This is a genomic window from Micromonospora sp. NPDC005161 (genome assembly GCF_053599855.1).
In genome coordinates, this window is the sequence record NZ_JBSFYQ010000003.1 from 291,395 (window position 1) to 310,206 (window position 18,812).

Consider the following 18,812-nt stretch of genomic DNA (forward strand, 5'->3'; position numbering starts at 1 on the left):
AGATGTCCATCGCCACCACCAACCCGGCCACCGGACAGGTGCTCAAGACCTACGAAGCGATGTCCACCGAGCAGCTCGACGCCGCCATCGAGCGCACCGACCTCGCGTACCAGCAGCTGCGCGAAACCACCGTCGACCAGCGTGCACGGTGGATGCACGCCGCGGCCGACCTGCTGGAGGCCGACCGGGACGAGATCGCCCGGATCATGACGACCGAGATGGGCAAGACGTACGTCGCGGCACAGGCCGAGGTGACCAAGTGCGCCTCGGCCTGCCGGTTCTACGCCGACCGCGCGCCCTCGTTCCTCGCCGACGAGCCGGCCGACGCCAAGGCGGTGACGGCGACCCGGGCGTTCATCCGCTACCAACCGATCGGCCCGGTGCTCGCGGTGATGCCGTGGAACTTCCCGCTCTGGCAGGTGATGCGCTTCGCCGCGCCGGCGCTGATGGCCGGCAACACCGGCCTGCTCAAGCACGCCTCGAACGTGCCGCAGACCGCGCTGCTGCTGGAGGACGTGTTCCGTCGGGCCGGCTTCCCGGAGGGCGCGTTCACCACCGTGCTCGTCGGCTCGGAGGCCGTCGACCGGATCCTCAGCGACCCCCGGGTACGCGCCGCCACGCTCACCGGTAGCGAGCGCGCCGGCCGGTCCATCGCCCAGGTCGCCGGCCGGGAGCTGAAGAAGACCGTGCTCGAACTCGGCGGCAGCGACCCGTTCGTGGTGATGCCCTCGGCCGACGTGGACCGGGCCGCCCAGGTGGCCACCACCGCCCGCTGCCAGAACAACGGCCAGTCCTGCATCGCGGCGAAGCGGTTCATTGTGCACACCGACGTCTTCGACGCCTTCGCCGAGAAGTTCGCCGCGAACATGGCCGCCTTGCGGGTCGGCGACCCCATGGACCAGGACACCGAGGTGGGGCCGTTGGCCAGCCAGAGCGGTCGCGACGAGGTCCACGCTCAGGTACGCGACGCGGTGGACAACGGCGCGACCGTGCTCTGCGGCGGCGAGTTGCCGGCCGGTGACGGCTGGTTCTATCCGCCGACTGTGGTCACCGACCTCACTCCGGAGATGCGGATGTGGCGCGAGGAGGTCTTCGGCCCGGTCGCCGGCCTGTACCGGGTGTCGTCGTACGAGGAGGCGATCGAGGTGGCCAACGGCACCTCCTTCGGGCTCGGCTCGAACGCGTGGACCCGGGACGAGGCCGAGCAGGAACGCTTCGCCACCGACCTGGACGCCGGCAACGTCTTCATCAACGGCATGACCACCTCCTTCCCGGAGCTGCCATTCGGTGGCGTGAAGAACTCGGGCTACGGCCGAGAGCTGTCCGCGCTGGGCATGCGGGAGTTCTGCAACACCAAGACGGTCTGGGTGGGACAGGGCGCGGCCTCGGCCGGCGCCGGCGCGCACGCCGAGTAGCCCGCGGTTCCTCGCAGGCATCAGCGGGGGCGGTCGCGGGTAGGAAGTGCCGGCATGACGCTGTTCGGATTTCACGCCTCGCACGAGCAGATCGGTCCGCGTGCCCTGTTGGAGGCGGTGCTGCACGCCGAACGGGCCGGCTTCGACGCCGCCATGTGCTCCGACCACTTCTCCCCGTGGAGCGCCCGGCAGGGCGAATCCGGCTTCGCCTGGTCCTGGCTGGGGGCCGCGTTGCAGGCCACCGGCATGTCGTTCGGTGTGGTCAACGCCCCCGGCCAGCGCTACCACCCGGCGATCATCGCGCAGGCGATCGGCACCCTCGGCGCGATGTACCCGGGTCGGTTCTGGGCCGCGCTGGGCACCGGTGAGGCCAGCAACGAGCACATCACCGGCGACCCGTGGCCGCGCAAGGACGTACGCGCGGCCCGGCTGCGCGAGTGTGTCGACGTGATCCGGGCGCTGCTGGCCGGCGAGGAGGTCAGCCACGACGGCCTGGTCCGGGTGGACCGGGCCCGGCTGTGGACCCGGCCCGAGCAGCCGCCCGCACTGGTCGGCGCCGCGGTCAGCGTGGCCACCGCCCGCTGGTGCGCCGAGTGGGCGGACGGTCTGATCACCGTCAACGCGCCGGTGGCGCACCTGCGCGAGATGATCGACGCGTACCGGGACGCCGGCGGGCGCGGCCCACTGCACCTGCAGGTGCACGTCAGCTGGGCGCCGGAGCAGGCGCAGGCCGAGGCGCTCGCGTACGACCAGTGGCGCAGCAACGTCTTCGCCCCGCCGGTCTGCTGGGACCTGGAGACCGTCGAGCACTTCGACGTGGTCTCGGCCGACGTGCCACCGCAACGGGTCGCGCAGGTCGTGAACGTCTCGGCCGACCTGGGCCGGCACGTGGGCTGGCTGGAGGAGTACGCGGAACTCGGGTTCGACCAGATCGCCCTGCACCACGTCGGGCAGGAGCAGCGCGGGTTCATCGACGCGTTCGGCGCCGAGGTGCTGCCGAAGTTGCGCCCGGCCGGCTGACCAGGGGTCCACTACCTGGGACCCCTAGGCTTCTGTCCCATGGAAAGCCTGTTTCCGGTCGTCGTGTTCCTGGCGATCGCCACCCTGGGCGCGGCGCTGGCCCGCCGGCTCGGCCTGCTCGCGCCGATCCTGCTGGTCGTACTCGGTCTGGCGCTCTCCTTCGTGCCGGGCCTTCCGCAGGTGCACCTTGACCCGGAGCTGGTGCTGGTCGGCATCCTGCCGCCGCTGCTCTACGTGGCAGCGCTGGAGACCTCGGTGCCGGCGTTCAAGAACAACATCCGGCCGATCCTGCTGCTCGCCGTCGGCCTGGTGCTGTTCACCGCGTTCGTGGTCGGCCTCGTGCTGCACCTGCTGCTGCCGCAGCTGCCGTTCGCGATCTGCCTGGCCCTCGGCGCGGTGGTCGCGCCCCCGGACGCGGTGGCCGCCACCGCGGTCGCCCGACGGGTCGGGCTGCCCCGCCGGGTGGTCACCATCCTGGAGGGGGAGAGCCTGATCAACGACGCGACGGCGCTGGTGCTGCTGCGGGTCGCGACGCTGGCGACCGCCGGTTCGGCGGTCGGCACCGCCGACGTCGCCATCGAGGTGCTGCGGTCCGCCGGCGGCGGCATCCTGATCGGTCTGCTCGGTGCGCTGGTCTTCGGCTTCCTGCACCGGCGTATCCACGACCCGCTGCTGGACAACGCGTTGTCGTTGATCATCCCATTCGCCGTGGTGTTCGGCGCCGAGGAGGTGCACGCCTCCGGCGTCGTCGCGGTGGTGGTCACCGGGCTGGTGCTCGGCCACAAGCTGCCCCGGTTGCTCTCGGCCGCCTCCCGGCTGCAGGTCGGCGCGTTCTGGCGGCTGGCCCGCTTCCTGCTGGAGGGGCTGGTCTTCCTGCTGGTCGGGCTCCAGTTGCCGGACGTGCTGCGGGACCTCGACGAGCCGTTCGGCTCGCTCACCGCGATCACCCTCGCCGTGCTCGCCACGGTCTTTCTCACCCGGTTCGTCTGGCTCTTCCCGGCCACCTACCTGGCCCGGTTGGTGCCCCGGATCCGTCGCCGGGATCCGGCCCCGCCGCCGAAGTTCCCCATCATCATCGGCTGGGCCGGGATGCGCGGTGTGGTGACCCTGGCCGCCGCGCTGGCCCTGCCGCTGACCTTGGCCGACGACGAGCCCTACCCCCGGGCGTTGTTCATCTGGCTGGCCTTCGCGGTGATCGTGGTCACCCTGGTCGGCCAGGGAGCCACGCTGCCGGTCGTCGCCCGCCGGCTGAAGCTGCCGCAGGACGACCCGGTGCAGGACGCGCTGTCGGCCGCCGGGGTGCAGCAGCAGGCCAGCCGGGCAGCCCAGGACCGCCTCGACGAGTTGGCCGACGACGCGCCACCGGCGGTGGTGGACCGGCTGCGCCGGGCGCTGGACGACCGCACGAACATGGCCTGGGAACGGCTCGGTGGCTCCGAGCGGGAAACCCCCTCGCAGGCGTACGGTCGGCTGCGACAGGAGATGATCGACGCCGAGCGGGACGTCTTCCGGGCTGCCCGGGACGCCGGTCAGATACCTGAGGAGGTGCTGGTGCAGGCCTATCGTGACCTGGACCTGGAAGAGTCGTTGCTGCGGGAGGTCGAGAAATGAGCTGTCGGCACCTGACCGAGGCCGGTGCCGCCGAGGCGCGTACCGCCGACGAGTGCGCGGACTGCGTCGCCATCGGCGACACCTACTGGGTGCACCTGCGCACCTGCCTGAGCTGCGGGCAGGTCGGCTGCTGCGACTCGTCGCCGAACCAGCACGCGAGCAAGCACTTCGCGTCCACCGGTCACCCGGTGATCCGTTCGGCGCAGCCCGGCGAGGCCTGGCGCTGGTGCTACGTCGACGAGGAGATCGGCTGACGGGCTCGCGGCGACGTGCCTCCACCCGAACGTCAGTCACGGGGTAGCGCACGCCGAGTGAGCGCAGGGCTGGCCAGGCCTACCACGGCGAAGAGCCCTCCGACGGCCAGCCAACCGGGCACGCCACCGTCGAGCACCACCAGCGTCAGCAGAGCCGGGGCGACGGCGCGGGCCAGACCGGCGAGCATCCCGTCCGCCCCCTGGTAGGCGCCGATCGCGTCCGGCGGCGCCAGATCGTAGGTCAGTCCCGCCCCGGCGGCGCCGTGCCACAGGTCGCCGACGGTGTAGACGACGGTGGCGACCAGCAGGAGCGCGACCGCCGGCGCGGTGGGGAGGCCGGCGGTCGCGGCGTACAGAAGCATCGCCGTGGCCAGCACCAGGCCGGCTCGGCGCATCTTCCGGGCGGCCGGCGCGGCGGTGTCCGCGCCCCGACTGAGCCGCATCGCCAGCAGTACGGTGAGCACGGTGTTGGTCAGCAGCACCGCCGACACGATGGGCGGGGGCGCCCCGAGCAGGTTCACCGCCCAGAGCGGCACCACCAGCGTGAGCACCGTCTGATGGAGGGCGAGCACCGCCGACGCGCCGCTCACCGCGAGGAAGCGGCCGTCACGCAGCGGCCGCCCCCGGCGAAGGGCGGCGGCCGTCGACGGACGTGTGGGTGGTGCGAGGGCCGGCAGCCGCATCAGCAGGGCCGCCGACACCAGATAGGTGGTCGCGTTGCCGGCCACCAGGATCTGGTACGCCAGATGCGTGTCGGCGGCCAGCGCGAACCCGGCCAGCCCCGCCCCGACCGCGATGCCCAGGTTCGCCACCGCCCGCAGCGTGGCGAAGGCGTGCACCCGTCCCTGCGGGCCGGCGACGGCGGCCACCAGCGTGGCACGAACCGCCAGGTTGCCGGAGACCAGCAGCGCGTCCAGAGTCGCCACCAGCAGAAAGACTGGAAACGAGCCCACCAGCAGGTACGCGACGGCGACGGCGGCCTGCGCCAGTTGAAGGACCGCACGGAGGGTCCGTGGGTCGCGGCGGTCGGCCAGCCCGCCGAGCGGCACACTGGCGGTCAGCCCGACCAGGCCGGCCAGGGTGAGCCCGAGCCCCACCTGTGTCGGGGACAGCCCGACGACGCGGGTGAGGTAGAGCGCCACACCGGTCAGCCAGAGCCCGGCACCGACCGTGTTGGCGAGGGTGGCCAGCGACAGGGTGCGCAGGTGGCCGGGTGGCGGCAACGGCGACAACGACCGCCATCGGCCACGAATCCCCGCCTGGGTACGCACACAACGACCCTATGGCCGACGTATACGCATCGACGCCCCTCGCGGTGCGGTGCCCGTCACAGCCCGACTCCGGCGCGTTCGTCGAATTCTGCGGTGGACAGGTCGACGTGGGACCAGTGCGGGCGGGCGCCCGGGCATCGAGCCAGCGGGAGCCCGCAGCATCCCGTGGGCGTGCTGAGGCTGGCGATGCGGTGCCAAGGGAAGCGGCGGTCGCCGGCTCGGGAGGGCCGTGCCCCGGGTGCCTGGCCTCTCCGGTCGCCTGTGCCGTTCTCGGGTGCCGCAGTCATGCCTGGTGCATGGAGTGTCTTCACGTGCGCCGGTGGTATTGGTTGCGGCGGGGGAGGCGGTCGGGATCGAGCCAGGCCGGCGGGACGAACTCGGGGTGGCCGTCGCTGCCCTGTCGGACGGTCCAGTCGCCGTGATGGACGTGTCTGTGGTGGTGCCCGCAAAGCAGCACCGCGTTACGCAGGGCCGTCTCTCCGCCGCCGGCCCAGTGTCGGATGTGGTGGGCGTCGCACCAGCGGGGTGGGCGGTCGCAGCCGGGGAAGGCGCAGCCCCGGTCGCGTAGGACCAGGGCGCGTCGGAGGGGGCCGGTGATGAGGCGGCGTTGTCGGCCGACGTCGAGGACCTGGCCGGTGCTGCCGCGAACGGCGGGCAGAATGGTGGCGTCGCAGGCGAGTCGGCGCACGGTTTCCGGGGTGAGTTCGGGGCCGGTGTCGAGAGTGCCGCCGTTGAGCTGACGGACGAGGCCGTCGAAACTGGTGGTGACGACGAGCTGTGCGGGCTCGCCGCCATGTTCGGGTAACTGCCCGGAGCGCAGGGCGAGTCGGCAGAGGTCGGCGAGCGCGTCGTGGCGGCGTTGCCCGGGTGATCGCGGATCGCCCATACCCGACGGCGCGGTCAACGGCTCGATCGCGGCGCGCAGCAGGCCGGCCGCCTCGGCGTCCAGGGTGCCGCTCAGCCGCAGGCAGCCATCCCGCAGCCCGGACAAAGTGACATGACGGTCTCGACAGGCCCGGCGGGCATCGGCCTCAATCGTCGCCCGAGCCACGGCTTCGGCGACCTGCGGCGCGACGTGATCGAGGACCCGGGTGCCCAGCTTGCGCAGCAGGGTCGGCTCGAACTGCCTGGCCCACTCAATCAACACCGCAACCGCCTTCTCGGCTACGTCGGCGCCGGCGGTCGTCTGCACGGTGCTGACCGTGTCGCCGATGACACGGGCCTGCCCCACATTGATATCGCCGCTGGCCAGAGCGGCCCGCACCTCGGGCACCCCGGTGTCCAGGGCTGCAGCGAGGTCAACCAGCCGACGAGCGGCGGGGACGGTGAGCCGGAGCCGGTCACGCAACCACACCGACGTCGACGACGCGCCCTGCGTCGCGGCCGTGCCACGGCCGTCCAACTCTCGTACCACGGCCAACTTCACCGCTGCCAGACGCTGTTCGAGGCGGTGTGCGGCATCGAGCGCCGCGATGAGGTCGTGCTCCGGCAAGGCCCACGTCGCCACGTCGACGCACACGGCGACTGCGGCCTCAGCCTGCGCCAACTCCTCCACCACGTCCAAACATTAGAACAGCTGTACGACAACTTCTGGTGCTCGGTGGCGGCGGAATTCGCCGGCATTCTGAGCGTGCTGAATGCCGGCGGTCGGGTCGTTGTGCGGTCGATTCAGCGCTCGACGCAGTCAACGAGGCGTTCGGTGGCGAGGCAGGAAACGAGGCAGCGCTCCTTGGCATCGCCGCTCAGCCGGGCGGTCCAATCGGTGAAGCCGCCGTCGCCGACTTCCAGGCTGCCGCCCAGGACGGTGATCCGCAGTGCGCAACCCGTGTAGTAACCCCGGCCGCGCTCCCGCTCCGACTCGTCCACGAGCAGCACCGCGTTCTCACCAAGTGTCGGTCGGACGGTGTCGGCCAGTCGCTCGCCGATAATCCGGTCGTCGAAGACCGTGACATGCAGCTGTGGTGTTGCCGCTGGTGCCAGTTCGGCGAGGACGGTCCGCCAGTAGGTGAGGTGCCGGATCAGCAGCCGGGCCTCGGTGCTGCCCGAGCCAGCGTCCCGGGCGCTGGACACCAGGGCGAAGAGTCGGAAGTGCGCCGACGCGCCGGTGCCGAAGTCCTGCGCCCGCAGGGCCCGATGGGCGGCGGCAAGGTGCACTTCGCTCTGCCGACGGCGACGCACAGCCGCCTCGATCGCGAGCGCGTTGGTGGGATCGCTCAGCACCTCGCTGGCGCGCATCGTGGTGACGATCCTGTTCTGGCTGACCGGTGCGACCGTCGCGCAGGTGCCCACCGGTACGACCGGCGACAGCTCCACTCCAGAGACGTCGGCCGGCAGCAGTTGCCACATCCGTGCCTCCACCTGAGCAAGTACGCGGGGGTCGGCGCCGGCCGGGCGGACGAAGCGGTCCTCACGCCAACGGCGGACCACATCGGCCGGGCGCACGGTGGCTGCGCGGTCGCGGGCCACGGTCAGCAGCAGGGTGCGTAGGTCCGCGCTGGGCAGGCCGGCGAGTGCGGACCGTGTCCCCGACGGCATCGCCGCCCACACCCGACGCTCCGCGCCGGCCAGTTCGCCGCCATCCATGGCCCTCACCATGGTCTACGGGGTCGGCCCGGTCCACCTGGTTTGTGAACGACTGGTGGCCGCCCTTGCGGGGGGCCACCAGCCGTTCCGGTCAGGTCAGGGAGCAGGCAGCGCCGTTGACCGTGACCAGGCCCGGATTGGGGTTGGCGCCGCCGGTGGTCGTCGCGTTGAAGCCGAACGTCACCGTGCCGCCGGGCCCGATCCGGGCGTTGTACGACTCGTTGCGGGCGGTCACCGTAGCCCCGGCCTGGGTGACCTTCGCCAGCCACGCCTCGCGCACCCGCTGGTCGCCGGTGAACGCGAACCGCACGGTCCAGCCGTTGACGGTGGTGGCGCCGGTATTGCGGACGGTCAGTTGTGCGGTGAACCCGGTGCCGCCGTGCCAGGCGCCGTAGTTGGTGTAGCGGATCGCGCAGGTGGTGGCCGGCACCGCGCCGGCGTCACCCTGGTCGGCCAGGAACGAGGCGATCCAGGCCAGCGCCGAGTTCCAGTTGATCGCCACCTCGTTGGTCGCGTACGAGTTGATGTCGTCGACATAGCAGAACATCGGCTTGCAGCCGGCGAGCAGTTGCGCCGCGAACGGGTCCTGGAGGGCGGCGTTCGCGCCACCGGCGAGGGAGCCGGCGGGCGGACGCGGCAGGTTCGGGTCGAGCTGGTGGCCGAAGATCCGGCTGTGCTGGTTCTCCGCCGCGTGCTCGCCCCACCCGGTGACGTATGAGATGTTCAGCGCGTTGCGCCCGAGCAGGTAGTCCATCGCCTGCACGGCGCCGTCCCGGTAGGTGGCGTCGCGGGTCAGGTCGAAGGCGGTGGCCAGCACGACGGCGTTGTTGATGATGTTGCTGTTGGCGCCCCAGAAGTAGCTGCTCTCGTCCCCGGGCATCGGCAGCCCGTACGCCTGCCGGCGCAGCTCGGCGAGGTACGCGTCGGCGGCGCCGGTGACCGAGGCGCGGATCCGGGTCAGCTCGGCGGCGGGCAGCCCGTTCGGCACGGTGGCCAGGTCGAGGCGGCCGAGCGCGGCGGTGCCCTGCCAGCCGAATCCCTGCGGGGCGAACACGTCCCCGCTGTGGTGCGGCGAGGCGGTCAGGTCGGTCAAATAGGCCTGCCCACCGGTGGTCAGGTACAGCTCGACCGCGGCCCAGTAGAACTCGTCGGTGACGTTGGTGTCGTCGTACGCGCCGCCGCCGGTGCTGTCGCTGGGGCTGGCGTACACCGCCGGGTGTGCCTTGGCGGCGGCGTAGGCGGTCGTCGCGGCGGTGCCGCAGCGGGCCGCGAACGCCGCGTCGTAGGGGGCGTAGAGCCGTGCGCACTGGGCGGCGGTGGCGGCCAGGTTGAGGGTGGCCGCGGTGGACGGCGGGTGCAGCTCGCGGGGCTGCGGGTCGTCGTGCGGGGCGAGCGGCAGGCCGGTCCAGTTCCGGTCGTGGATCTTGTGGTGGGCCATCCCGGCGAGCGGCTTGCCGGCCGGCACCTGCATGCGCAGCAGGAACTCCAGCTCCCAGCGGGCCTCGTCGAGGATGTCTGGCACGCCGTTGTCGTGCTCGGGCACCCGCAGCGTGCCGTCGGCGAGACCGGCGCCGCCGGCCGCGGTGACCGCCGTCCTGGTCCGCTCGAAGGTGCTCAGCAGCTGGTAGGTGGCGATGCCGCCGTTGACCACGTACTTGCCGTGGTCGCCCGCGTCGTACCATCCGCCGCGCACGTCGAGGGAGTAGTCGCAGACGCCCGGCTGGCAGGGCACGGTGGTGTCGCCCTGGTTGGGCGCGACGCCGAGGTGGCCGGCGGGCCGGGTGTACTCGTCGCCGATCAGGTGGCCGTCGATGGCGATGCCGCTGCGTTGGGCGTAGAAGAACTGGAGCGAGTCGGCGCGCAGCCGGTCGTAGAGGGTGCCGGAGATGTCGAACGGGTGGCTGGTGTCACCGTCCACGGTGAGCGTCAGACCGCTGCCGGGTGTGCGGTAGCCGGAGAAGTCGGCCGTGTGCACGTTCTGCCCGGAGGCGGCGTCCACGCCGCGCGCGGTGGTGGTGCCGCTGGCCAGGACCGTGCCGGCGGCCGAGCGCAGCTGCCAGGGGAGCGGCCCGGTGGCCTCGGTGACCACTGTGGCGTTCTTCGGCCCGCCGGGCAGGTAGCCGACCTGGTTGACCCGCACCCGCGGCCCGGTGTCCGGCTCGTACGGCTCGGGCGGCTCACCGCCGCGCAGCGAGACGTCGTCCAGGCAGACGGTCTGCGTCTCGGCGGCGCCACCGACCTGGAAGATCAGCTGGGCGCCGGGGTTGTCGTCCGGGACGGTGAAGGTCTGCTCGACCCGCTGGGCGGTGCCCGTGGCGGTGGCGTCCACGGCGGCGTACGTGGTGTACGGGGCGCTGCCGAGCTGGAGGACGGCCTTGACCGCGGCGCCGGGGGTGGCGGACACGGTGAAGCCGAGGGTGTATTCGGCGCCGGCGATCAGCGGCACGCCGTCCTGGCCGATGCCGGCGTCCCACGGGTTGGCCAGTCCGCCGGGAACGGTGGTGCAGAGCCGGCCGTCGGTCACCGCGAGCGCGCCGGTGCCGTAGGAGAACCAGGGGCTCACGCCGGCGCTGAAGTCGCCGTTGTCGATCTGTTCGGGGGCGTCCGGCGGCGGGTCGGCGTGGGCCGCGCCGGCGCCCGCGCCGGTGAGGGCCAGGGTGGTCGCCGCGGCCAGTAGGAGGCGGCGTCGAGATGGCGTCACGGGGAGTCCTTCCGGGACGGGATGCGGGGCGGTGGTGGCGGAATCTGGGAGCGCTCCCAACTATCGGCTTGATGTTTCCAGCGTCCGTGCGCCGCGTCAATCGATCTGACTGGATGGGTTGTGGCGTACGACGAGGGCGGCCAGCCCGGCCGGGTCCGCCATGACGCGCCAGGGCGGACACGTGAGATTGGCCGCGCCACGCGCCGTCGTCCTGATCTCCTAGAGACAACTGCGCCCTTCGCCTGGCAGGCTGCCTCCCATGACCCTGAAGCTGCGTTCCGTGGGAACGAGCGACCGTGGGCTGATCCGCAGCGGAAACCAGGACGCCCTGCACGCCGGGACCTGGCTCGTCGCCGTCGCCGACGGCATGGGCGGAATGGCGGCCGGCGACCTGGCCAGCGCGCTCACCATCGACGCGGTCGCTCCTCTGGACGTGGAGACCCCCGAGGACGCCCTGGTGGCCGCGCTCCAGGGTGGCATCGCGCTGGCCACCACCCGGATCCGGCAGGCGGTCGCCGAGGACCCGGAGCGCCAGGGCATGGGCACCACACTGACCGCCCTGCTCTTCGCCCGCACCGGCAGCTGCCTCGCCCTCGCGCACGTCGGTGACTCGCGGGCCTATCTCCTCCGCGAGGGAGTGCTCAAGCAGGTCACCCGGGACGACACGTTCGTCCAGATGCTGGTGGACCAGGGCGTGATCACCGCGGACCAGGCCAGCAGCCACCCGCGCCGGGCGGTGGTCACCCAGGCGTTGCAGGGCGACGACGTCTCCCCGTCGTACGCGACGATGGTGCCCCGGGTCGGCGACCGGTGGCTGCTGTGCAGCGACGGGCTGTCCAACGTGGTCCGCTCGGACACCCTCGTCGAGGTGCTCACCGGCTACCCGGACCGGGCCGCCTGCGCCGGCAAGCTGATCGACCTGGCACTGCACGCCGGCGGGCCGGACAACGTCACCGTCGTGGTGGCCGACGTGCTGGAGGAGTAACCGGCCTCAACGCCGGCGCGGTGTGGCGCGCCGGGTGGGCGTCGCGGTCGTCGGATCCTCCGGCCACGGGTGCCGGGGATAGCGGCCGCGCAGCTCGCCGCGCACCTGCGGATAGCCGGTGCGCCAGAACGACGCCAGGTCGGCGGTGACCGCCACGGGCCGGCCGGCGGGGGAGAGCAGGTGCAGCAGCACGGGCACCCGGCCGCCGCCGATGCGCGGGGCCACCCGCCAGCCGAACGTCTCCTGCAGCTTCACCGCCAGCACCGGCGCCGCCGGGTCGCTGTAGTCGAGCCGGATCCGGGAACCACTCGGCACGGCGATCCGTTCCGGGGCCAGTTCGTCCAGCTGGGCGGCCTGTGCCCACGGCAGCAGCCGGCGCAGCGCCGAGGCCACGTCCACCCGGGCAAGGTCGGCGCGGCGCCGGGCGGCGGAGAGCTCCGGGCCCAGCCAGGTCGGCGCGGCGGCGAGCAACGCCTCGTCGCTGACGTCCGGCCACGGTGCGCCGAGGTGGTGCCGGGTGAACGCCAGCCGCTCGCGCAGCGCCCGGGCCGCCGGCGTCCAGGACAGCAGCCCCAGCCCGTCCTGGCGCAGGCCGGTCAGCAGCGCCGCCGCTACCTCCGCCCGGTCCGGACGATCCAGCCGGCGCTCCTGGAGCAGGATCGCCCCCAGCCGGGTCACCTCCCGGGCCACCACGTCCCCCTCGGACCAGCCGACCTCCCGGCGCGTGGACAGCAGCGGGCCGGCCGCCTCCCGGGCCGTCGCCTCGTCCAGCGGCGTGGCCCGGCGGATCCGCGCCGAGGGCGCGCCGGGGGTGCGGTCCGCGACGGCCACCGCCAGCCAGTCCGACCCGGTCAGCCCCGACCCCACCGCCAGCTCCGCGGCGGTCCCACCGGTCATCAGGTACGCCGAACCGCCCGACCGCCGCGCCCGGGCCAACCGCTCCGGGTACGCCAACCCGACCAGCAGCCCGGCGGCCAGGTCGTCAGTGAGCCCACCGGCGTCGGCGCGTCCGCTGGTCCCGGGACCGACCGTCCGGCCGGGCTTACCGGCGGCGGCGCGGCCCTGCGGCGGGGAGCCGGCGGGCAGGGCACCTCGCAGGCGGCGCACCTCGGCCCGCCAGCGGGCGGTCGCGCCCGCGTCCGCCCCGGCGCGCAGCCGACGCCAGCCGGCGACCAGATCGTCGCCCGGGCCGGCCGCGCTCTCCTCGGCGAGCAGGGCCACCACCTCGGCCGCGCGGTCGGCGCCGACCCGGCCGGCGCCGTCGAGCAGCGCCCGGGCCAGCCGTGGGTGCGCACCGGCGGCGGCGATGGCCCGTCCCCGCCCGGTGATCCGGCCGTCCGCGTCGACCGCGCCCAGGGTGACCAGCGTGTCCCGGGCCACCGACAGCGCTGCCGGCGGCGGCGGATCGGGCAGTGCGAGCCCGACGCCGTCCGGCCGTCCCCAGGCGGCCAGCTCCAGCGCGAAGCCGGTCAGGTCGGCGGTGGCGATCTCCGGCTCCGGCCGGGCGGGCAGCCGCTCGTGGGTCGCCGCGGACCAGCAGCGGTAGACGGCCCCGGGGGCCTCCCGGCCGGCCCGGCCGGCCCGCTGCGTGGCGGCGGCCCGGGAGACCGGCACGGTGATCAACGCGCCGAGCCCACGGGCCAGGTCGGTGCGGGGCACCCGGGACAGCCCGGCGTCCACCACCACCCGCACGCCCGGCACGGTCAGGCTGGTCTCGGCCAACGCGGTGGCCAGCACCACCCGGCGTCGATCAGCCGGGCGCAGGGCCGCGTCCTGCTCGCTGCCGCGCTGTCGGCCGTGCAGCGGCAGCAGCGCGACGGTGTCCCGCAGGTCGGCCAGCCGGCCGGTGACCGCCGCGATCTCGCCGGCCCCGGGCAGAAAGACCAGCACGTCGCCGTCGCGCTCGCGCAGCGCCCGTCGGACGGTGGCCGCCACATGGTCGAGCAGGGCCCGGTCCACCGGCCCGCCCCCGGGCGGGGCGATCGGCCGTGCCGGCGGTGCCCAGATCCGCTGCACCGGGTGCAGCGCCGACTCGGCCCGGACGACCGGGGCCGGATCGGGTCCGCCGAGCAGCGCGGCGAACCGGTCCGTGTCCGGGGTGGCGGACATTGCCAGCAGCCACAGGTCCGGCCGGAGGGTGGCCCGGGCCTCCACCGCGAAGGCCAGCGCGAGGTCGGCGTCGAGTTGCCGCTCGTGGCACTCGTCGAGCAGCACGGCGCCCGTGCCGGGCAGCTCCGGGTCGTGGTGCAGCCGGCGGACCAGCAGGCCGGTGGTGACCACCTCCACCCGGGTGGCACGGCTGACCTGGCGCTCGCCGCGTACCGCGTAGCCGACCCGGTCGCCCACCCGCTCGCCGAGCAGCTCGGCCATCCGGCGGGCGGCGGCCCGCGCGGCCACCCGGCGGGGTTGCGCGATCACGACCCGCCCGCTGACCCGGTCGGCCACGGCCAGCGGCGCGAGGGTCGTCTTACCGGTGCCCGGCGGGGCCACCAGGACACCGGCGCCGGCCGCGTCGAGTGCCGCGACCAGCGCCGGCAGCACCGGGCGTACCGGCAGGTCCAGGGTTACGTCGGAGAGCACGGCCCAGTCTCGCACCGGCCCCGGGGGCTCAGCTGCGGCGGACCTCGCCGACGCCGTGCAGGAACGCGCGCCAGGCCGACGCGTCGAAGGTGAGCACCGGGCCGGGCCGGTCCTTGCTGTCCCGGACGGCGACCTGACCGTCGGCTGTCGCGACCTCCACGCAGTTGCCGTTGCCGCTGCTGCGCGTGCTGGTCCGCCAGTCCGCCCGGGTCAGGTCGTGCGCCGTCATCCGCGATACCTCTCGTCTGCGTCGGCGTGCCGCAGACGCGGTCACGCAAAGTTACGAGAAGCCTGCTCAAGACGGGTCAACGACGCCGCCGGATCGAGCGCCAAGCGGCACAGCTCCTCGTGCAGCAGGCTATACCCGAGCACCTGGTCGGCATCCTCCAGCGCCAGGCCCATCGTGAGGTTATCCAGGTAAACCACGGACGCGTCGGCGGCGTCGGCGAAGTTGAGGATCACGTACGGGGTGCTCATCGCGGGATGCCCGCCGGCCGCGAATGGAAGTACCTGGATTGTCACGTTCGGTAGTTGCGCGATCCGGGTCATGTGGACCACCTGTTCGGCCATCACGGCGTTGCCGCCGACCGGGCGCAGGAGCACCGCCTCGTTGAGCACCACCGACAACTGGACCGGGTCGTCGCGGCGCAGCACCTCCTGCCGGTGCAGCCGTGCCGCCACCTTGCGCTCCACGCCGTCCTCGCCCGCGGTGCGCCGGTAGATCTCCCGGGCGTACGCCTCGGTCTGCAACAGCCCCGGCACAGACTCGGCCTCGTACGTGCGCAGCGCCGCCGCCTCGGCCTCCAGCCCGACGTAGAACTCGAACCACTCGGGCAGCACGTCGCTGTAGTTCTGCCACCAGCCCCGCTGCTGTGCGCTCCGGGCGATCTCGATCAGCGCCTCGGCGTCGGCCCCGGTCACCTGGTAGAGCGCGAGCGCCGCTCGGACGTCGCGCGGCTTGATGCCGATCTGCGCGGTCTCGATCCGGGAGAGGTTGCTCTTGGACATGTCGAGCTGGCGGGCCGCCACATCGAGGGTCATGCCCGCGCGTTCGCGGAGCTGGCGCAGCTCCCGGGCGATGCGTCGACGGCGCACGGTCGGGCTGGCGGCGAGTGGGACGGCGGGGGTGGCGGTCACCCTCCGAGTCTGTCACGACAAGATCCGCAGGTCGGACCTGCACGGAGTGCAACTTTCAAATCTGGGAGTTGCATTGCGGTAGCTGTCGGTGCATCCTTTGCCGGTCGCGATCACTGTGGACACACACCCGTGCGGGAGGACCGTTTGCTCATCGCCGACGAGTTCTTCCTGATCGCTCACAACGACAGTCGCGGCAAGGCAAAACTCCACCCGGCCGCGACCGGGCTCGGCCTGGCCGGCGGGCTGCTCGGCGAGCTGATCCTGTATGGACACATCACCGTCTCCGGCGGGCACGTCACTGTCATCGACCGGCGCCCGCCGGGCGACGCGCTGGCGCACACCGTGCTCGACCAGTTGATCGGCGAGTCCCAGCACCAGGCGGTGCGTACCTGGCTCAGCTTCCTGGCGCAGAGCGCGACGACCTCGGTGGGGGAGCGGCTGGCCCGGGCCGGCATGCTGCGCCGCCAGGAGAGCCGTCGGCTGCTGCGCACCTCGGTCAGCTACCTGCCGGTCGACCTCAACGCGGTGGCCTGGCCGGCCACCCGGCTGCGGGCCCTGCTGGAGCGGCCGGACCCGCCGAGCGTGCCGGACGCCCTGCTGCTCGGCCTGGTGGTGGCCGCCGGGCTGACCCGCGAGGTGCTGTGGAGCGCCGGCCCCCGTGCCCACCACCGGCTGAACGTCCTCCTCCCCGCGCTGCCGGCGCCCCTGAAGGAACTCGTCGGGCACACCGAGGCCGCGGTCGGCGCCGCCGTCCTCCGTGGCGTCCCATGATTCCCCGGTAACCCCCACCCTCCCCTCGACAACCGGAGTAGTCGTATGCCCCCGACATCGACAGTCGACCGACCCAGCAACGTTTCCGAAGCCCTTGCCCGAGGCCGCCTCGGCGTCCCCTCGGTGATCTTCTTCGTGCTCTCCGCCGCCGCGCCACTGACGGTGGTTGCAGGTGTCGTCACCACCGGCTACGGCGTCATCGGGGTGACCGGCATCCCGCTGGCGTTCCTGGTGGTCGCCGCGGTGCTCGCCCTGTTCTCGGTGGGCTACGTGGCGATGTCCCGCCGGGTGGAGAACGCCGGCGCCTTCTACGCGTACATCTCCCGTGGCCTGGGCCGGCCGGCCGGCGTGGGCGCCGCCTGGGTGGCGCTGATCGCGTACAACGCGCTTCAGGTCGGGCTCTACGGCACCATCGGCGTCGCCGCCGAGCCGGTGCTCGACCGGATCTTCGGTGGGCACCCGCACTGGTCGATCGTCGCCCTGGTGGCGTGGGCGCTGGTCGGCCTGCTCGGCCTGCTCCGGGTGGACATCAACGGCCTGGTGCTGGCGGCGCTGCTGGTCGCCGAGATCGTGGTGATCCTGATCTTCGACCTGGGGCAGCTGGGCAACCCGGCCGACGGCCAGGTCAGCTTCGCCGCGCTGTCGCCGGACAACCTCTTCGTGCCCGGATTGGGCGCGGTGCTGGTGCTGGCCATCCTCGGCTTCGTCGGCTTCGAGTCCGCGGTGGTCTTCAGCGAGGAGAGCAAGGACCCGAAGCGCACGGTGCCGCTGGCGACGTACCTCTCGGTCGCGATCATCGCCGGGCTGTACGCGCTCTCCTCCTGGACCATGACGGTCGCCGTCGGACCGGACCGTATCGTGGCCGAGGCCGGTGAGCAGAGCGTCGGGCTGATCTTCAACCTGGCCGGTGCGCAGCTCGGCGACACCGCGGTCACCATCGGCCAGGCGCTCTTCCTGACCTCGGTGCTGGCCGCGATGATCTCGTTCCACAACACCACGGCCCGCTACACCTTCGCGCTCGGCCGGGAGCGGGTGCTGCCGGCGGTGTTCGGGCAGACCTCGCCGCGCAGCGGCGCGCCGCGGGCCGCCTCGCTGGCGCAGAGCGTCCTCGGCCTGCTGGTCATCCTGCTGTACGCGGTCAACGGCTGGGACCCGGTGGTCAAGCTGTTCTTCTGGGGCGGCACCACCGGCGGGTTCGGTGTGCTGCTGCTGATCGCCACCACCTCGGTGGCCGTGATCGCCTACTTCCTCCGCTCCGGTGGCGGGGAGACGCTGTGGCGGCGGGTCATCGCACCCGGGCTGGCCACCATCGCGCTCTTTGTGATCATCTGGCTGGCCGTGTCGAACTTCGCCAACCTGCTCGGCGTCGCGCCGGACTCCACCCTGCGCTGGGCGCTGCCCGCGGTGTACCCGGTGGCGGCCGCGTTGGGCGTCGGCTGGGCGCTGGTGCTGCGCGGCAGCCGTCCGGACACGTACGCCCGGATCGGCCTCGGCGCGGAGAGCGCCGCGGCCGCCGTGCAGCCGGTGGAGCAGTCGCCGGCACCGGCCGGCTCGGAGGCGCCCCGATGAGCGTGGCCATCGAGCGGCTCGGTCCCGAAGGCACCGCGCTGGTGGCCGGCCGGATCGCCCAGGCCTTCACCGTCCTGGAGGTGACCCGCTGGCTGGTGCCCGACGCGAGCAAGCGGGAGGCCGTGCTGGCCGGGAACTTCGAGATCCTGGTCGAGCACGCGATGCGGCACGGTCTGGTGTATGCCAGCGCGGACCGGGCCGCGGTCGCGGTCTGGTTCCCCTCGGTCGGCGACCCGGCTCCGCCGCCGCCCGACTACGACGCCCGGCTCGCCGCCGCCTGCGGTGAGTGGACCGACCGGTTCGAGCATCTCGACGAGTTGTTCGCGGCGAACCACCCGCATCCGGACCACCACCATCTGGCCTTCCTGGCGGTCCAGCCGGACCGGCAGGGGCAGGGGCTGGGCACCGCGCTGCTGGAGCACCACCACGCCTGGCTGGACGCCAACGGGATGCCCGGTTACCTGGAGGCGAGCAGCCCGCGCAGTCGGGACCTGTACGCGCAGCACGCCTACCGGGCCGGCGAGCCGTTCCGGGTGCCCGATGGTACGCCGTTCTGGCCGATGTGGCGGGAGCCGGTGAGCCGCTGACGGGACCGGCCGGGCGCTGCCGCCCGGTGCGCAGAGCTGACGTGCTGTAACGCTCGCGTGACAGTTCGTACGCGCGATCGAGGGCCGGGTCCGCGGACCCGGCCCTCGATCGGAACCGCCTAGTTGTGCTGTCCAGGGACGTTGGTCAACCTGGTGATGGGTGGTAGGCCGCCGGTGGCGGTGTGGGGTCGGTGGTGATTGTAGTGATGCAGGAAGGCCGGTAAGGCCTTGCGGCGGGCTTGTTCGCAGCTGTAGAAGCGGGCGATGGCCCAGCCGTCGGTCAGGGTCCGGTGGAACCGTTCGACCTTGCCGTTGGTCTGCGGCCGGT

At 73.0% G+C, this 18,812-nt stretch carries 16 protein-coding genes; 8 read left to right on the forward strand and 8 right to left on the reverse strand.

What is annotated here, in order from left to right; genetic code table 11:
* Positions 1–2 precede the first annotated feature (2 nt).
* From ACWD5O_RS05130 to ACWD5O_RS05145, 4 genes are read left to right on the forward strand one after another with little or no spacing between them, the layout of a single operon-like run.
* Positions 3–1,415 (forward strand): NADP-dependent succinic semialdehyde dehydrogenase, encoded by a 1,413-nt coding sequence (locus ACWD5O_RS05130; RefSeq protein ID WP_450084651.1) that lies wholly within the window; start codon positions 3–5, stop codon positions 1,413–1,415.
* A gap of 54 nt (positions 1,416–1,469) precedes the next feature.
* Positions 1,470–2,435 carry a TIGR03885 family FMN-dependent LLM class oxidoreductase gene (locus ACWD5O_RS05135; RefSeq protein ID WP_450084652.1) on the forward strand — a complete coding sequence of 322 codons (966 nt, stop codon included), beginning with the start codon at positions 1,470–1,472 and terminating at the stop codon, positions 2,433–2,435.
* A gap of 39 nt (positions 2,436–2,474) precedes the next feature.
* Positions 2,475–4,046 carry a Na+/H+ antiporter gene (locus ACWD5O_RS05140; protein WP_387325847.1) on the forward strand — a complete coding sequence of 524 codons (1,572 nt, stop codon included), beginning with the start codon at positions 2,475–2,477 and terminating at the stop codon, positions 4,044–4,046.
* Positions 4,043–4,300: a UBP-type zinc finger domain-containing protein gene (locus ACWD5O_RS05145; protein WP_450084653.1), complete on the forward strand. Its 258-nt coding sequence runs from the start codon at positions 4,043–4,045 to the stop codon at positions 4,298–4,300. Before ACWD5O_RS05140 ends, ACWD5O_RS05145 begins: the two co-directional genes overlap by 4 nt.
* A gap of 32 nt (positions 4,301–4,332) precedes the next feature.
* Here the strand turns inward: ACWD5O_RS05145 and ACWD5O_RS05150 are convergent, their stop codons facing one another.
* From ACWD5O_RS05150 to ACWD5O_RS05165, 4 genes are all read right to left on the reverse strand, one after another.
* Positions 4,333–5,571, reverse strand: coding sequence for an MFS transporter (locus ACWD5O_RS05150; protein WP_450084654.1), 1,239 nt, complete (start codon positions 5,569–5,571; stop codon positions 4,333–4,335).
* A 307-nt stretch (positions 5,572–5,878) separates the two neighbouring features.
* Positions 5,879–7,129, reverse strand: coding sequence for a DUF222 domain-containing protein (locus ACWD5O_RS05155; protein ID WP_450084655.1), 1,251 nt, complete (start codon positions 7,127–7,129; stop codon positions 5,879–5,881).
* Between the two features lie 110 nt (positions 7,130–7,239).
* Entirely contained in the window at positions 7,240–8,154 is a 915-nt protein-coding gene (locus tag ACWD5O_RS05160; protein ID WP_450084656.1) for a hypothetical protein, read from the reverse strand.
* A gap of 91 nt (positions 8,155–8,245) precedes the next feature.
* Positions 8,246–10,855, reverse strand: a complete 2,610-nt coding sequence (locus ACWD5O_RS05165; protein ID WP_450084657.1) for a glycoside hydrolase family 9 protein — start codon at positions 10,853–10,855, stop codon at positions 8,246–8,248.
* A 259-nt stretch (positions 10,856–11,114) separates the two neighbouring features.
* Here ACWD5O_RS05165 and ACWD5O_RS05170 point away from each other — a divergent pair, with 259 nt between their 5' ends.
* Positions 11,115–11,840 (forward strand): PP2C family protein-serine/threonine phosphatase, encoded by a 726-nt coding sequence (locus ACWD5O_RS05170; RefSeq protein WP_450084658.1) that lies wholly within the window; start codon positions 11,115–11,117, stop codon positions 11,838–11,840.
* 6 nt (positions 11,841–11,846) lie between these two features.
* Here the strand turns inward: ACWD5O_RS05170 and hrpB are convergent, their stop codons facing one another.
* The 3 genes from hrpB to ACWD5O_RS05185 are packed head-to-tail and all read right to left on the reverse strand — an operon-like array spanning position 11,847 to position 15,515.
* Positions 11,847–14,420, reverse strand: coding sequence for an ATP-dependent helicase HrpB (hrpB, locus tag ACWD5O_RS05175; RefSeq protein WP_450084659.1), 2,574 nt, complete (start codon positions 14,418–14,420; stop codon positions 11,847–11,849).
* Between the two features lie 28 nt (positions 14,421–14,448).
* A complete protein-coding gene (locus tag ACWD5O_RS05180; protein ID WP_450084660.1) occupies positions 14,449–14,649 on the reverse strand; it encodes a DUF397 domain-containing protein in 201 nt (66 codons plus the stop codon).
* A gap of 41 nt (positions 14,650–14,690) precedes the next feature.
* Positions 14,691–15,515 (reverse strand): helix-turn-helix domain-containing protein, encoded by an 825-nt coding sequence (locus ACWD5O_RS05185; RefSeq protein WP_354964330.1) that lies wholly within the window; start codon positions 15,513–15,515, stop codon positions 14,691–14,693.
* A 171-nt stretch (positions 15,516–15,686) separates the two neighbouring features.
* Between ACWD5O_RS05185 and ACWD5O_RS05190 the strand changes: the two genes are divergently transcribed.
* Genes ACWD5O_RS05190 through ACWD5O_RS05200 form a run of 3 tightly spaced genes read left to right on the forward strand, consistent with a single transcriptional unit; the run spans position 15,687 to position 18,484 of the window.
* The gene (locus ACWD5O_RS05190; RefSeq protein ID WP_450084661.1) at positions 15,687–16,328 is read left to right on the forward strand and encodes a GOLPH3/VPS74 family protein; all 642 of its coding nucleotides are present in this window, start codon (positions 15,687–15,689) and stop codon (positions 16,326–16,328) included.
* Positions 16,329–16,373: 45 nt separating this feature from the next.
* Positions 16,374–17,897 carry an APC family permease gene (locus ACWD5O_RS05195; protein WP_450084662.1) on the forward strand — a complete coding sequence of 508 codons (1,524 nt, stop codon included), beginning with the start codon at positions 16,374–16,376 and terminating at the stop codon, positions 17,895–17,897.
* Positions 17,894–18,484, forward strand: coding sequence for a GNAT family N-acetyltransferase (locus ACWD5O_RS05200; protein WP_450084663.1), 591 nt, complete (start codon positions 17,894–17,896; stop codon positions 18,482–18,484). The genes ACWD5O_RS05195 and ACWD5O_RS05200 overlap by 4 nt, the downstream gene beginning before the upstream one ends.
* Positions 18,485–18,603: 119 nt before the next feature.
* On the opposite strand, the gene ACWD5O_RS05205 is transcribed toward ACWD5O_RS05200, so the two are convergent.
* A partial coding sequence (locus ACWD5O_RS05205; RefSeq protein ID WP_450084664.1) for an integrase core domain-containing protein occupies positions 18,604–18,812 on the reverse strand: 209 nt, incomplete at its 5' end.